Source organism: Microvirga solisilvae (assembly GCF_022808595.1).
Taxonomy (GTDB): domain Bacteria; phylum Pseudomonadota; class Alphaproteobacteria; order Rhizobiales; family Beijerinckiaceae; genus Microvirga; species Microvirga solisilvae.
On record NZ_JAKUCN010000003.1, the window covers coordinates 192,867 to 208,010 of the forward strand.

Annotated in this window: 14 protein-coding genes; 12 read left to right on the forward strand and 2 right to left on the reverse strand. The window is 62.6% G+C overall.

What is annotated here, in order from left to right:
• The first annotated feature begins 24 nt into the window (after nt 1-24).
• From MJ639_RS08210 to MJ639_RS08265, 12 genes are all read left to right on the forward strand, one after another.
• Nucleotides 25-633 carry an AprI/Inh family metalloprotease inhibitor gene (locus tag MJ639_RS08210; protein ID WP_243370200.1) on the forward strand — a complete coding sequence of 203 codons (609 nt, stop codon included), beginning with the start codon at nt 25-27 and terminating at the stop codon, nt 631-633.
• A gap of 41 nt (nt 634-674) precedes the next feature.
• Entirely contained in the window at nt 675-1,862 is a 1,188-nt protein-coding gene (gene zapE / locus MJ639_RS08215; protein ID WP_243370202.1) for a cell division protein ZapE, read from the forward strand.
• Nucleotides 1,859-2,491 carry a TetR/AcrR family transcriptional regulator gene (locus MJ639_RS08220; RefSeq protein ID WP_243370204.1) on the forward strand — a complete coding sequence of 211 codons (633 nt, stop codon included), beginning with the start codon at nt 1,859-1,861 and terminating at the stop codon, nt 2,489-2,491. Before zapE ends, MJ639_RS08220 begins: the two co-directional genes overlap by 4 nt.
• A gap of 229 nt (nt 2,492-2,720) precedes the next feature.
• A complete protein-coding gene (gene mdh, locus MJ639_RS08225) occupies nt 2,721-3,683 on the forward strand; it encodes a malate dehydrogenase (protein ID WP_243370206.1) in 963 nt (320 codons plus the stop codon).
• Nucleotides 3,684-3,791: 108 nt separating this feature from the next.
• Nucleotides 3,792-4,112 (forward strand): hypothetical protein, encoded by a 321-nt coding sequence (locus MJ639_RS08230; protein WP_243370208.1) that lies wholly within the window; start codon nt 3,792-3,794, stop codon nt 4,110-4,112.
• A gap of 25 nt (nt 4,113-4,137) precedes the next feature.
• The gene (gene sucC / locus MJ639_RS08235) at nt 4,138-5,334 is read left to right on the forward strand and encodes an ADP-forming succinate--CoA ligase subunit beta (RefSeq protein ID WP_243370210.1); all 1,197 of its coding nucleotides are present in this window, start codon (nt 4,138-4,140) and stop codon (nt 5,332-5,334) included.
• Between the two features lie 2 nt (nt 5,335-5,336).
• Complete coding sequence (locus MJ639_RS08240; protein WP_243370212.1) at nt 5,337-5,918, forward strand: hypothetical protein; 582 nt, start codon at nt 5,337-5,339, stop codon at nt 5,916-5,918.
• 3 nt (nt 5,919-5,921) lie between these two features.
• Nucleotides 5,922-6,809 carry a succinate--CoA ligase subunit alpha gene (gene sucD, locus MJ639_RS08245; RefSeq protein WP_243370214.1) on the forward strand — a complete coding sequence of 296 codons (888 nt, stop codon included), beginning with the start codon at nt 5,922-5,924 and terminating at the stop codon, nt 6,807-6,809.
• A gap of 57 nt (nt 6,810-6,866) precedes the next feature.
• Entirely contained in the window at nt 6,867-9,827 is a 2,961-nt protein-coding gene (locus MJ639_RS08250) for a 2-oxoglutarate dehydrogenase E1 component (RefSeq protein WP_243370216.1), read from the forward strand.
• A 63-nt stretch (nt 9,828-9,890) separates the two neighbouring features.
• On the forward strand, nt 9,891-11,117 hold the full coding sequence (gene odhB, locus MJ639_RS08255) for a 2-oxoglutarate dehydrogenase complex dihydrolipoyllysine-residue succinyltransferase (protein WP_243370218.1): 1,227 nt from the start codon (nt 9,891-9,893) through the stop codon (nt 11,115-11,117).
• 113 nt (nt 11,118-11,230) lie between these two features.
• Nucleotides 11,231-12,631 carry a dihydrolipoyl dehydrogenase gene (gene lpdA, locus MJ639_RS08260; RefSeq protein WP_243370220.1) on the forward strand — a complete coding sequence of 467 codons (1,401 nt, stop codon included), beginning with the start codon at nt 11,231-11,233 and terminating at the stop codon, nt 12,629-12,631.
• 9 nt (nt 12,632-12,640) lie between these two features.
• Nucleotides 12,641-13,267, forward strand: coding sequence for a thymidine kinase (locus MJ639_RS08265; protein WP_243370222.1), 627 nt, complete (start codon nt 12,641-12,643; stop codon nt 13,265-13,267).
• A gap of 12 nt (nt 13,268-13,279) precedes the next feature.
• Here MJ639_RS08265 and MJ639_RS08270 read toward each other — a convergent pair whose 3' ends face one another.
• Entirely contained in the window at nt 13,280-14,086 is an 807-nt protein-coding gene (locus MJ639_RS08270) for an ankyrin repeat domain-containing protein (protein ID WP_243370225.1), read from the reverse strand.
• On the reverse strand, nt 14,083-15,075 hold the full coding sequence (locus tag MJ639_RS08275) for a tyrosine recombinase XerC (RefSeq protein ID WP_243370897.1): 993 nt from the start codon (nt 15,073-15,075) through the stop codon (nt 14,083-14,085). The genes MJ639_RS08270 and MJ639_RS08275 overlap by 4 nt, the downstream gene beginning before the upstream one ends.
• Nucleotides 15,076-15,144 lie beyond the last annotated feature (69 nt).

Here is a 15,144-nt window from a genome sequence, read left to right on the forward strand (position 1 = left end):
AACGACGAAAAGCACCTGCTTCCGATGATCGACATGAAATCCCGTGCCTATGCCCTGACCGCCACCCTGTGCGCTGCCCTGGCGCTGAGCGCCTGCTCGTCCACGCGACTGGGCGGGTCTCCGGTGCGCAGCGCCACGGCCGCCCCCATGCCCGATCCCGTCGAGGCCGTGCCGTCCGGGCCCGTCGAGGCCGCGCCGCTCGCTCCCATCGAAGGCCAGGCCCTGCCTCCGATCGCCGGTGCGCCCGCACCTCTCGGCTCGGGCCTGACGCCGCCCGCCGGTGGAACGGATGTGGCCGGCTTGCCGCCGGCTCCCCCTCCGGGCGCCGCCCCGGCTGCTCCTGCCGCGCCCGCCAGCCGCACGGCCGTGGTCGGTAATTGGACGGCGCGTGATGCCTCCGGCAATTCCTGCCGCATTCAGCTGTCGAGCTCGCCCGCCCTCGATCTCTATCGCGCTTCCGCCTCCGGCTGCTCCAACCAGGACCTGTCGAAGGTGAATGCCTGGGATTACCGCGACGGCGAGGTTTATCTCTATCAGACCGGCGGCTCGGTCGCGGCACGCCTGCGCGGCTCGCCCTCAGCGCTCTCGGGCGTGCTCGCCAAGTCGGGTGCTCCGCTGTCGCTGGCGCGATAATCACATTGCCCTTGACCTGAGTGAACGGTATCGGTTGACCCGTGACCGATACCTTCCACCCTCCGCAATCCATCACCGCCCGTTACGACGCGCTTGTCTCGTCAGGCGTGATCGAGCGCGACCCCGCGCAGGTGAAGCTGCTGCGCCAGCTCGAGACGTTGGCCGAGAGCCTCGGCAATTACCGCCTTGCGCGCAAACCCAGCGCGCTCGGTTGGCTGTTCAGCAAGAAGAACCCCAAGCCGCCGAAGGGTCTCTATGTTTGGGGCTCGGTGGGACGCGGCAAGACCATGCTCATGGACCTGTTCTTCGAGGCGCTGCCGGTGAGACGCAAGCGCCGGGTCCATTTCCATGCCTTCATGGCCGATGTACATGAGCGCATCCACGACTTCCGGCAGAAGCTGAAGACCGGCGCGGTCGCGGTGAAGGGCGACGATCCGATCGCTCCTGTCGCTGAGGCGCTCGCCGAGGAAGCCTGGGTTCTCTGCTTCGACGAGTTCACCGTCACCGACATTGCGGATGCGATGATCCTCGGGCGCCTGTTCACGGCATTGTTCGCACGCGGCGTCGTGGTGGTCGCGACCTCCAATGTAGAGCCGCAGCATCTCTACGAAGGGGGCCTCAACCGCGCACTCTTCCTGCCCTTCATCGGCCTGCTTCAGGAGCGGATGAGCATCGTGAAGCTCGAATCCCGCACGGATTTCCGGCTGGAAAAGCTCGCGGGCAGCCCTGTCTTCTATACGCCCGCCGATAAGAACTCCCATGCGGCCCTCACCCGCGCCTTCAAGAACCTCACCGGGCACGAGAACGGCAAGCCGGTGACGCTCACCGTGAAGGGGCATCCCGTCGAGGTGCCGCAGGCGGCAGGCGGCGTGGCGCGCTTTTCCTTCGAGGATCTGTGCTCGAAACCCCTCGGCGCCGCCGATTTCCTCACCATCGCCGATGAGTTCGAGACGGTCATTCTCGAAAACATCCCCATGATGAGTTTCGAGCGCCGTAACGAGGCCAAGCGTTTCATCATGCTGATCGATGCGCTCTACGACGCTCATGTGAAGCTGCTCGCCTCTGCCGAGGCCGAGGTTCATGAGCTGTATCGGGCGGATAGCGGACGCGAGGCCTTCGAGTTCGACCGCACCGTGTCGCGTCTCATCGAAATGCGCTCGGAGGAATATCTCTCCCTACCGCACGGGCGCGAGGATTCCGGCAGCTCCGAAGGACTGGTCGAGACATGAAGCGGCCCCGCAGCGGCATCCAGCGGATCGTGGAAGCCGATGCTCCGGCCGACAGTCGCCTGCTCGCCATCGCTGCCGACCAACTCAAGCACCTGGGGCCAAAGCAGGTCACGGTGGTGAGCATCGCCGATGCCGCCGGCATGACCCATGCGAACGTTTATCGTTACTTCGCCTCTAAGGCTGCCCTCATCGATGCGGTGGCGGGCCAATGGCTCCGGCGGATGGAGGCCACCATCGCCGATATCGCGGATTCCCCCGATCCTGCCGACGACAAGCTGGAACGCCTGATCCAGGCCTGGGCCCGCACCCATCGGGAGCTCCTGAAGGAAGACCGCCACCTCTTTGACGTGCTCTGCTCGGCCACTGAGACCTCCAGAGCTCTCGTCCGCAAGCATCGATCCCGGATGCGGGTATTGGTCGAGCGCGTGCTGGACGAGGGCATCGTGACGGGCAAGTTCGACCCTCGGGACCGGGAGAGGGCGCTCGCCTTCGTCAGCGATGCGGTCTATCGCTTCATCAATCCGCTCACCGTCCGCCTCGATGCGGATGTGCCCCAGGATATTTTGGACCAGCGTCTGGCGGCCATGATCAGGGTCATTCTCAGATCCCTGGAAATCGGGACTCTCTAGGCTAAGTTACATTTTTTAAAAAATGTAACATGAAATTTCCGAGGCCTTTTAACCCTCTAAGTTACTGAAGTCAGGACGCTATTCTGCAAAGGTCAAGCTTGGGCGTACCCTCGCTGAGGCTGAAAGCCTTGCTGGTTAACCTTTTGCTGGCTTGAAGCGGGCCCATTTCTGAGTCAAACAGCGCCACCCCTTAAAAGGCGCTAGCCTTAAGCAAACCCAAGGACAGACCATGGCCCGGAAAAAGATCGCGCTCATCGGTGCAGGCCAGATCGGCGGTACGCTCGCCCATCTCGTCGGCTTGAAGGAACTCGGCGACGTCGTTCTCTTCGACATCGCGGAAGGCATCCCCCAGGGCAAAGGTCTCGACATCGCGGAATCCGCGCCGGTCGACGGGTTCGACGCCAAGTACAAGGGCGCGAACGATTACGCCGATATCGCAGGCGCCGATGTGATCATCGTGACCGCCGGCGTGCCGCGCAAGCCCGGCATGAGCCGCGACGACCTGATCGGCATCAACCTGAAGGTCATGGAAGCCGTCGGCGGCGGCATCAAGCAATATGCCCCGAACGCCTTCGTCATCTGCATCACCAACCCGCTCGACGCGATGGTGTGGGCGCTCCAGAAGTTCTCCGGCGTGAAGCCTGAGAAGATCGTCGGCATGGCCGGCGTTCTCGACTCGGCCCGCTTCCGCCACTTCCTCGCCGAAGAGTTCAACGTGTCCGTCGAGGACGTGACCGCCTTCGTGCTCGGCGGCCACGGCGACGACATGGTGCCGCTGGTACGCTATTCCACGGTCGCCGGCGTTCCGCTGCCCGACCTCGTGAAGATGGGCTGGACCTCCCAGGAGAAGCTCGACGCCATGGTCGAGCGCACCCGCAAGGGCGGCGGCGAGATCGTCAACCTGCTCAAGACCGGTTCCGCCTTCTACGCTCCGGCTGCTTCCGCCATCGCGATGGCCGAGAGCTACCTGAAGGACAAGAAGCGCGTTCTGCCCTGCGCCGCTTACCTCAACGGTCAGTACGGCGTGAAGGACATGTTCGTGGGCGTGCCGATCGTGATTGGCGAGAAGGGCGTGGAGCGCATCGTCGAGGTGTCGTTCTCGGCCGACGAGAAGGCCATGTTCGAGAAGTCGGTCGCTTCCGTGCAGGGCCTCGTGGACGCCTGCAAGCAGATCAACCCGGCGCTCGCTTAAATGAATACGCTTCTTCGCTTCGCTTCGTTCGGGGTCGGCGCCGCGCTCGCGGGCAGCCTGCTTGTTGCAGGCCCCGTGCTCGCGGCCCCCGTGCGTAAGATGCTTGCGATGGAATACGTGTCGATTGAGCCTCGCGCTCTAGCCGACCAGATTGCCGATGTGGCCCGCCGATGCTGGATCGCAAAAGATCCGGCATTCGCAGGTTTCAAATTCGATGGCGTCGAACAGGGCGCGGAGGCAACCACCTTCCGCGTCAAGTTTGCTGACAAGCCGAAAGCGAAGGACGCAACACCGCGCTATTTTCGTGTTCTTGTCGGCAAGGCCGGCTCCGGTCTTGCTGTGATCGCCGAGCAGGAAAGCATCGATCTCCGTCCGTCGATTGAAGACCATATCAATGTGCTGATGAAAGGTCGCGCCGTTTCGTGTTGACGGGCGATCTACAGAGGAAGAGCTCATGAATATCCATGAATATCAAGGCAAAGCCGTTCTGAAGGAGTTCGGTCTTCCGGTCTCCAACGGCGTCGCCATCTTCTCCGCCGACGAGGCGGAAGCCGCTGCCAAGCAGCTCGGCGGTCCGCTCTGGGTCGTGAAGTCCCAGATCCATGCGGGCGGTCGCGGCAAGGGCAAGTTCAAGGAAGCCGCTGCCGGCGAAAAGGGCGGCGTGCGCCTCGCCAAGTCCGTGGAAGAGGTGAAGGAGTTCGCCAAGCAGATGCTCGGCAACACCCTCGTCACGATCCAGACCGGCGAAGCCGGCAAGCAGGTCAACCGTCTCTACATCGAGGACGGCTCCGACATCGCGCGCGAGCTTTATCTCTCCATGCTCGTCGACCGCGCCACCGGCCAGGTTGCCTTCGTCGTCTCGACGGAAGGCGGCATGGACATCGAGCAGGTTGCTCACGACACCCCTGAGAAGATCCTCACCTTCTCGGTCGATCCGGCCACGGGCGTCATGCCCCATCACGGCCGCACGGTCGCCAAGGCGCTGGGCCTCACCGGCCCGCTCGCCAAGGAAGCCGAGGATCTGGTCACGAAGCTCTACAAGGCCTTCACTGCGAAGGACATGGAGATGCTCGAGATCAACCCGCTGATCGTCACCCAGGACAACCACCTGAAGTGCCTCGACGCGAAGATCTCCTTCGACGGCAACGCCCTTTATCGTCACCCTGACGTGGTCGCGCTGCGCGACATCACGGAAGAGGACGAGAAGGAAATCGAGGCCTCCAAGTTCGACCTCGCCTATATCGCCCTCGACGGCACCATCGGCTGCATGGTCAACGGCGCCGGTCTCGCCATGGCGACCCTCGACATCATCAAGCTCTACGGCGAAGAGCCGGCGAACTTCCTCGATGTCGGCGGCGGCGCTTCCGAGGAGAAGGTGACGGCGGCGTTCAAGATCATCACTGCCGACCCGAACGTGAAGGGCATCCTCGTCAACATCTTCGGCGGCATCATGAAGTGCGACGTGATCGCGCGCGGCGTTCTCGCTGCGGTGAAGGCAGTCGGCCTGCAGGTTCCGCTCGTCGTGCGCCTCGAAGGCACCAACGTCGAAGAGGGCAAGAAGATCATCCGCGAATCCGGCCTTAACGTGATTCCCGCTGACGACCTCGACGACGCCGCCCAGAAGATCGTGAACGCGGTTCGCAAGGCCTGACGATGAAGACGCTCCTGGTCATCGCTGGCATGATCGCCGGGCTCTCAGCCGCTCACGCGGCTGAGAGGGATGACCTTGTGAGCGTTTTCCAGGCTGTCTGCATGACGCCTGGCTCGTTCTCGGACGCAATGCGCAGTTTTGCTGAAGCGAAAGGCTGGAAGACACAAGCCTCACCTAATGGCGAGGTACGTTCAGTTTTCTCTAAAGCGAAAATAAAGACTGGGTATCAGCCACCGCTCGACTGGAACTACGCGTTTCACATCATGTGGTTCCCGGCAGGAACGCCAGGCACAGTGAATATGATCCAAGGTCAACCTGTCGAAGCATGCTGGGTAAGCGAGCCCGGTATGAAGCGAGTGAAGGTTGAGGCACGGCTTCGCGCTATGCGAAACCTGCCACAGCCAGTTCGCCCGGTGTCCGCAGAAGTCAGGCGCTGGTTCGGTAAAGAGGGTCCCGAGCAAGGCTCTCTCGAATGGTCGCTCGATCAACAGCCATGGGATTACATCGTTCTCGATGAATCGCAGCACATGGGTGAGAAAACCTATCTCGTCCGCCTGAGACCCTCTATAAGAAAGACGCCTTAAACCATGTCCATTCTCATCGACAAGAACACCAAGGTCATCTGCCAGGGCTTCACCGGCAAGAACGGGACCTTCCACTCCGAGCAGGCCATCGCCTATGGCACCAAGATGGTCGGTGGCACCTCGCCCGGCAAAGGCGGCTCCACGCACCTGAATCTGCCCGTGTTCGACACGGTCATGGAAGCGCGCGAGAAGACCGGCGCTGATGCCTCGGTCGTCTACGTTCCGCCGCCGGGCGCGGCCGACGCGATCTGCGAGGCCATCCAGGCCGAGATCCCGCTCATCGTCTGCATCACGGAAGGCATTCCGGTACAGGACATGGTGCGCGTGAAACGTTCGCTCGAAGGCTCCAAGTCGCGCCTCATCGGCCCGAACTGCCCCGGCATCGTCACTGCTGGCGAGTCGAAGATCGGCATCATGCCGGCCAACATCTTCCGTCCGGGCTCGGTCGGCATCGTGTCGCGCTCCGGCACGCTGACCTATGAAGCCGTGTTCCAGACCACCAACGAAGGCCTTGGCCAGACCACCGCTGTCGGCATCGGCGGCGACCCGGTGAAGGGCACCGAGTTCATCGACATGCTCGACATGTTCCTCTCCGATCCCAAGACCGAGTCGATCATCATGATCGGCGAGATCGGCGGCTCGGCCGAGGAAGAGGCTGCCGAGTTCATCGCCCGCGAGGCCAAGAAGGGCCGCAAGAAGCCGATGGTCGGCTTCATCGCAGGCCGTACGGCTCCCCCCGGACGCCGCATGGGCCATGCCGGTGCGATCATCTCCGGCGGCAAGGGCGGCGCGGAAGACAAGATCGCCGCGATGGAAGCCGCGGGCATCCGCGTGTCGCCGTCGCCGGCTCGCCTCGGCAAGACCCTCGTCGAGGTTCTCAAGGGTAAGTAACGAGAATAGGCCGCCCCGGTGTCGGGGCGGCCAACATCTTTTGGATTGTGGATTGCCATGGCACGCCAAGACGCCAACGAAAACTTCCTGAACACCGCTTTCCTCTATGGCGCGAACGCGTCCTATATCGAGGAACTCCAGGCCCGCTACGAGAAGGATCCGTCCTCGGTCGATGCCGAGTGGCAGGCTTTCTTCGGCGCCTTGAGGGATGACAAGAAGGCTGTCGAGACGGCGGCCAATGGCCCCTCCTGGGAGAAGCCGAACTGGCCGATCCACGCCAATGGCGAGCTGATCTCCGCGCTCGACGGCAACTGGGCGCAGGTCGAGAAGGCTGTCGGCGACAAGATCAAGGCGAAGGCCGAAGGCAAGGGCGCGCAGATCAGCCAGGCGGAAGTGCTCCAGGCAACCCGCGATTCCGTGCGCGCCATCATGCTCATCCGCGCCTATCGCGTGCGCGGCCATCTGCATGCGAAGCTCGATCCGCTCGGCATTAACCCGCGTCCGAGCGACGAGGAGCTGCATCCCTCCCATTACGGCTTCACCGATGCCGATTGGGACCGCAAGATCTTCCTCGACAACGTGCTCGGCCTCGAATTCGGCACGATCCGCGAGATCGTCGCCATTCTCGAGCGCACCTATTGCCAGACGCTCGGCGTCGAGTTCATGCACATCTCCGATCCGGTCGAGAAGGCATGGATCCAGGAGCGCATCGAAGGTCCGGATAAAGAGATCACCTTCACCAATGAAGGCAAGCGCGCCATCCTTAACAAGCTCGTCGAGGCCGAAGGCTTCGAGAAGTTTCTGGATGTCCGTTACACCGGCACCAAGCGCTTCGGCCTGGACGGCGGCGAGTCACTGATCCCGGCGCTTGAGCAGATCATCAAGCGCGGCGGAAACTTGGGCTGCAAGGAGATCGTGTTCGGCATGGCCCATCGTGGCCGCCTCAACGTTCTCACGCAGGTGATGGGCAAGCCGCACCGCGCGCTGTTCCACGAGTTCAAGGGCGGCTCCTTCGCGCCCGACGACGTGGAAGGCTCCGGCGACGTGAAGTACCATCTCGGCGCTTCTTCCGACCGCAACTTCGACGGCAACAACGTCCACCTGTCGCTCACCGCCAACCCCTCGCACCTCGAGATCGTCGATCCGGTGGTGCTCGGCAAGGTGCGCGCGAAGCAGGATCAGCACGGCTGCTCGCCTGACAACCGCACGGCGGTGATGCCGCTCCTCATCCACGGCGACGCCGCCTTCGCGGGCCAGGGCGTGGTGGCGGAGTGCCTCGGCCTTTCAGGCCTGCGTGGTCACCGCACCGGCGGTTCGATCCACTTCATCATCAACAACCAGATCGGCTTCACCACCGATCCGCGCTTCTCGCGCTCCTCGCCCTATCCGTCGGATGTGGCGAAGATGGTCGAGGCTCCGATCTTCCACGTGAACGGCGACGATCCGGAAGCGGTGGTGTTCGCGGCGAAGGTCGCCACCGAGTACCGCCAGCGCTTCCAGAAGCCTGTCGTGATCGACATGTTCTGCTACCGCCGCTTCGGTCACAACGAAGGCGACGAGCCGTCCTTCACGCAGCCGCTGATGTACCGCAAGATCCGTCAGCATCCGGGCATCATCGAGCTCTACTCCAAGAAGCTCATGGCTGAAGGCGTCGTCACCGAGGCCGAGGTCGAGGAGATGAAGGCAGCCTGGCGCTCCAAGCTCGATGCCGAGTTCGACATCGCCTCGAACTACAAGCCCAACAAGGCCGATTGGCTCGATGGCCGTTGGTCGGGCCTGAAGGCCGTGCGCGAGGATCAGGACGATCCGCGCCGTGGCCAGACGGGCGTGTCGGTCGAGACGCTCAAGCGCATCGGCGATGCTTTGACGAGCGTGCCGGAAGGCTTCCACGTTCACAAGACGATCCAACGCTTCCTCGATAACCGCAAGAAGATGATGGACACGGGCGAGGGCTTCGACTGGGCCATGGCCGAGGCGCTTGCCTTTGGCTCGCTGCTCCTCGAAGGCCATCGCGTGCGTCTCTCCGGTCAGGATTGCGAGCGCGGCACCTTCTCGCAGCGCCACTCGGTTCTCACTGACCAGGAGAACGAGGAGCGTTACACGAACCTCAACCACATCTCCGAGGATCAGGCCCGCTACGAGGTCATCAACTCGATGCTCTCGGAAGAGGCGGTGCTCGGCTTCGAATACGGCTACACGCTCTCCGAGCCCAACGCTCTGACCATGTGGGAAGCGCAGTTCGGCGACTTCGCCAATGGCGCGCAGGTGGTGTTCGACCAGTTCATCTCCAGCGGTGAGCGCAAGTGGCTTCGCATGTCGGGCCTCGTCTGCCTTCTGCCGCACGGCTATGAAGGCCAGGGTCCCGAACACTCCTCTGCACGCCTGGAGCGCTTCCTGCAGATGTGCGCCGAAGACAACATGCAGGTCGGCTATTGCTCGACGCCTGCGAACTACTTCCACATCCTGCGCCGTCAGCTGAAGCGCGACTTCCGCAAGCCGCTGATCCTGATGACCCCGAAGAGCTTGCTGCGCCACAAGCGCTGCACCTCGACCCTTGCAGACATTTCGGAAGGCACCTTCTTCCATCGTGTTCTGCAGGACGATGCGCAGGCAGGCCGCGACGGCATCAAGCTGGTGAAGGACGACAAGATCCGCCGCGTCGTGATCTGCACGGGCAAGGTCTATTACGATCTGCTCGAAGAGCGTGAGAAGCGCGGCATCGACGATGTCTATCTTCTGCGCGTCGAGCAGCTCTATCCGTTCCCGGCGAAGTCGCTGGCCGCAGAGCTCTCCCGCTTCAAGAAGGCCGACGTGGTGTGGTGCCAGGAAGAGCCCAAGAACATGGGCTCCTGGATGTTCGTCGAGCCCTATCTCGAATGGGTGCTCAAGACGGCAGGCTCGAAGTCGGATCGTCCGCGTTATGTGGGCCGCCCCGCCTCGGCTGCTACCGCCACGGGCCTGATGTCGAAGCACATCGCCCAGCTGCAAGCTTTCCTCGACGAGGCTTTCGCGGCTTAAACCCCGCGAAAGCTCTCACATCTTCCATTGGGCCCTTTGAAGCTCCGAAAAGACTGAACGAACATGGCAACCGAAATCCGCGTACCTACTCTCGGCGAATCCGTTTCAGAGGCCACCATTGGCCGCTGGTTCAAGAAGCCCGGCGATGCCGTCAAGGCTGACGAACCTGTGCTCGAACTCGAGACCGACAAGGTCACTCTCGAGGTGAACGCTCCCGCGAGCGGCACGCTCGGCGAGATCATCGCCAAGGACGGCGAGACGGTTGCTCCCGGCGCGGTGCTCGGTTCCATCGTCGAGGGTGGCGCTGCCACAGCGAGTGCTGCAGCCCCCAAGGCTGAGGCTACGAAGGCTGCGCCTGCTGCCGCACCGGCTCCTGCCGCTGCTGCCCCCGGCGCCGCGAAGGATCACGGTCCTGCCGTTTCTCGCATCGCTGCCGAGAGCGGCGTGAACCCGGCGAATGTCGGCGGCACGGGCAAGGACGGTCGCGTGACCAAGGGCGACATGCTCGCTGCCATCGCCACCGGTGGTGCTGCCGCTGCTGCGCCTGCCGCTCCTGTCTCGGTGCGCGCACCGTCTGCTCCGGTCGACGCCGAGCGTGAAGAGCGTGTGAAGATGACGAAGCTTCGTCAGACCATCGCGCGCCGCCTGAAGGAGGCCCAGAACACCGCCGCGATGCTCACCACGTTCAACGACGTGGACATGAGCGCGGTGATGTCCTTGCGCAGCCAGTACAAGGACGTGTTCGAGAAGAAGCACGGCACGAAGCTCGGCTTCATGGGCTTCTTCACCAAGGCTGTGGTCCAGGCGCTGAAGGACATCCCGGCGGTGAACGCCGAGATCGACGGGCAGGATCTCGTCTACAAGAACTATTACCACATCGGCGTCGCGGTCGGCACCGAGAAGGGCCTCGTGGTTCCCGTGGTGCGCGATGCGGACAACCTTTCGATCGCCGGCATCGAGAAGACCATCGCCGATTTCGGCAAGCGTGCCCGTGACGGCAAGCTCGGTATCGAGGAGATGCAGGGCGGCACCTTCACGATTACCAATGGCGGCATCTACGGCTCGCTCATGTCGACGCCGATCCTCAACGCGCCGCAGTCCGGCATTCTCGGCATGCACCGCATCGAGGAGCGCCCCGTGGTCCGCAACGGCCAGGTGGTCGTGCGCCCGATGATGTATCTCGCGCTCTCCTACGATCACCGCATCGTCGACGGCAAGGAAGCCGTCACCTTCCTCGTGCGGGTCAAGGACGCGCTCGAAGATCCGGCACGCCTGGTTCTCGACCTCTAAGAAAATCCAACGTCATGGCCGGGCACGTCCCGGCCATCCACGCTTTAAAGCCTCACCTCAAAGACGTGGATGCCCGGATCACCTCCGGGCATAACGTTAAGTGGAGACAAAAGATGTCCTACGATCTCATCGTTATCGGCACCGGCCCCGGCGGTTATGTGGCCGCCATCCGCGCCGCGCAGCTCGGCCTGAAGACCGCCGTTGTCGAGAAGCGCAAGACGCATGGCGGCACCTGCCTCAACGTGGGCTGCATTCCCTCGAAGGCGCTGCTTCATGCCTCGCACATGTTCGAGGATGCGCGCGATCACTTCGCCGATCTCGGCATCGGCGTCTCTGCGCCTTCGCTCGATCTCAAGAAGATGCAGGCCTTCAAGCAGGAAGGCGTCGACGGCAACACCAAGGGCGTCGAGTTCCTGCTGAAGAAGAACAAGATCGATGCCTTCATCGGTACTGCGCGCATCGCCGGCGTCGGCCAGGTCGAGGTGAAGGCCGAGGACGGCTCCAACCAGCTCCTGCAGACGAAGAACGTGCTCATCGCCACCGGCTCGGACGTAACGCGTCTGCCCGGCATCGAGATCGACGAGAAGGTGATCGTGTCCTCCACCGGCGCGCTCGAACTCGAGAGCGTTCCGAAGCGTCTTGTTGTGATCGGTGCTGGCGTGATCGGCCTGGAACTCGGCTCCGTATGGCGCCGTCTTGGTGCTGAAGTCACTGTCGTGGAATATCTCGACCGCATCCTGCCCGGCATGGACGGCGAGGTCGCCAAGAACTTCCAGCGCATCCTCGGCAAGCAGGGCTTCCAATTCAAGCTCGGTGCGAAGGTCACCGGCGTTAAGAAGAATGCCAAGGGCGCGACGCTCACCTTCGAGCCCGCCGCTGGCGGCGCTGCTGAGACCATCGATGCCGATGTGGTTCTCGTGGCTGTCGGCCGCGTGCCCTACACCGAAGGCCTCGGTCTCGACGAGCTCGGCGTGCAGAAGGACAATCGCGGCCGCATTCTCACCGACGCGCATTTCGCCACCAACGTCACCGGCATCTACGCCATCGGCGACGTGATCGCGGGCCCCATGCTCGCGCACAAGGCCGAGGACGAGGGCGTTGCCGTCGCCGAGATCCTCGCCGGCAAGGCGGGCCACGTGAATTACGACGTGATCCCGAGCGTGGTCTACACGTTCCCGGAAGTCGCTTCCGTCGGTAAGACCGAGGAAGAGCTTAAAAGCGCGGGCGTCGCCTACAATGTCGGCAAGTTCCCCTTCACGGCGAACGGCCGCGCCAAGGTGAACCGCACCACGGACGGTTTCGTGAAGATCCTGGCGGATGCCACCACCGACAAGGTGCTCGGCGTTCACATCATCGGCCCGGAAGCGGGCAACCTCATCCACGAGGCGGCGATCACCATGGAATTCGGCGGATCGTCGGAAGACATGGCCCGCACCTGCCATGCTCACCCGACCCTTGCGGAAGCTGTGAAGGAAGCTGCCTTGGCAGTGGAGAAGCGCGCCATCCATATGTAATATGGATTCATGGCAAAACTTCACTTCATCCACTCAGTGATGAACGCAGGAAAAACCACCCATCTCCTGCAGGTTCGTTACAACTATGTCGAGAACGGCGGCAACGTGCTGCTGTTCACGAGTTTGATCGACGACCGTTTCGGCGTCGGCAAGGTGAAGTCCCGCATCGGCCTCGAGGCCGATGCGATCCCGCTGAAGAAGGACGACGATATCGCTGCCTTCGTGGCAGTGGAGCACGCCAAGAAAAAGGTGACGGTCGTCCTGATCGACGAAGTTCAGTTCATGACGGCCGATCAGGTGCGTCAGCTGGCCTGGATCGTCGACGAACTCAAAGTTCCCGTCATGGCCTATGGGCTGAAGAACAACGTCTATGGCACGCTGTTCAGCGACGCTATCGTGACGATCATGGCGCTGGCCGAGGATTTTCAGGAGATCAAGCAGCTCTGCCATTGCGGCCGCAAGGCCACGATGATCCTGAAGTTCGATCCCAACGGAGAAGCCGTGCGTTCAGGCCCGGTCGTCGAGATCGGCGGCGAGAATCGCTATGTGTCCGTCTGCCGTCCGCACTGGACCAAGGGCGATATCGGCCCCGCTGCGCGGCAATTGCTGGCGGAAGCGATTGTGGCTGCTGAGTAAGGGTGCAGAGACTTATTGCTTGATGGCCGCCTTGGGCGGCCATTGCTTTTTCTGGCGAAGCGCACGGCCTTCCTCGGCCGTCGGTGCGGGATCGGGAAAGCCGATGGCGTGCAGGCGCTGCAAGAGTTCGAGCCGATGCTGATTCATGCGGCTTGAATGATCCCAGGCAGGCACGCGGGCCGCTCTTTCGGCGATGGAGCCGAGGGTCGATCCCAGCGAATCCATCACCCACGGGGACGAGCCGAGATCGAGAAATTTCAACACCATGTCGAATCGGCGCGTCATGGCGGCAGATAACGCAACAGATCCTCCAGCCATGGCAGGCATGTTGAGATCGGCGCCGTTGCGAATGTAGAAATCGAGCACCGCATCGTTGCGGGTGTCGAGAGCTTGGACGATGAGCAAGTCGCCGCCGCCGAAATTGTCGAGGCTGGCGCCCGCCTTGTGGAGGCGCTCCAGCCAGCGGATGCTGCCCTTAATGGTGGCGGAATACATCGCCTGTCCCGCGATCTTGCCCTTCGGCTCTCCCAGCGCTCCCCATTTCACGAGAGTGTCGAACGCCGCACGCTGATCGGCGATCACCGCGATCTCGATCCAGCTCGTGGTCTTGCGTCCCATTGTAAGTGGGTCGACGGCTTTCGATGAGAGCAATGACGTCATCGTTGCGAGATCGCCTGAGGCGACTGCTACAGCCATCTGCTTGTCGGCGGGCGCATCGAAATACATGTCCGGCCCTGAGGCAGATGCGGAGCCTGCCAGTCCGAGAAATCCGAGAATCGTGAAGGCAAGAGCCCTAAGGCTGCTCCGGAGAGAGATCATGCTGTCTCTTGTCGTTTTCTCCGGAAAGCCGGATGCGCTGCTTCGACGGCTTCCATGAGCCGTGCTGCATCCACTTTGGTATAAAGTTGCGTCGTCGACAAGGAGGCGTGGCCCAGGAGTTCCTGGATGCCGCGCAGGTCGCCGCCCTTGGCCAGCAGATGCGTCGCGAAGGAATGGCGCAGGGCATGCGGCGTCGCGCTGTCCGGCAGGCCAAGCGCGCCGCGCAATTCCTCGACCGCGAGCTGGATGATGCGTGGGGATAAAGGCCCGCCGCGTGCGCCGACGAAGAGTGGCCCCTCGGGCGGGATCGCGTAGGGGCAAAGGTGCAGGTACTCTTCCACCGCGCGTTGGATCGGCGGAATTACAGGAACGCTGCGCATCTTGCCGCCCTTGCCCGTCACCGTGATCGAATCGGTTCCGTTGATGGGCGCATCCCGCCGCTGCAGGCCGAGCGCTTCGGAAATACGCAGGCCAGCGCCATAGAGCAGCGAGAGCACGGCGGCATCCCGCGCCAGAATCCAAGGCTTACGGGCTTCCGATGTGCGCGTCTCCTTGTCCGTCACCGCGACAGCCGAGGAGGCGGAGAGGGGACGCGGCAGGTTCTTCTCCACCTTCGGCGTGCGAATCGCGGCAAAAGCCGAGGCCGTGCCATAACCTTCCCGTTCGAGATGGCGGGCGAAGGACCGTAAAGCCGCGAGCTGGCGCATAAGCGAGCGGCTTCCGACCGAATTCATGCGGCGCGCTGCTAGGAATGAGCGGATATCGAGAGGCTTCAACCCCAGAACGCCCTTGATGGTGGGGCTCTCGCCCAAATGCTCGGTCAGGAATGCCAGAAATTGCCGGATGTCGCGGGCATAGGCTTCCACGGTCTTAGGCGAAAGCCTGCGCTCCTTGGCAAGAGATTGAAGCCACGCCATCACCTCCTGGCGGGTATCCTCCGCGCCAGGAAGAACAAGATCGAGGGCCGATGCCTGGTCTTTTGCGTCCATCACGGGGTCACTATCCGCTCGCGACCTTGCCAAATGATGAAGTCTATAGGGTCCGCGCTATAAGCAGGA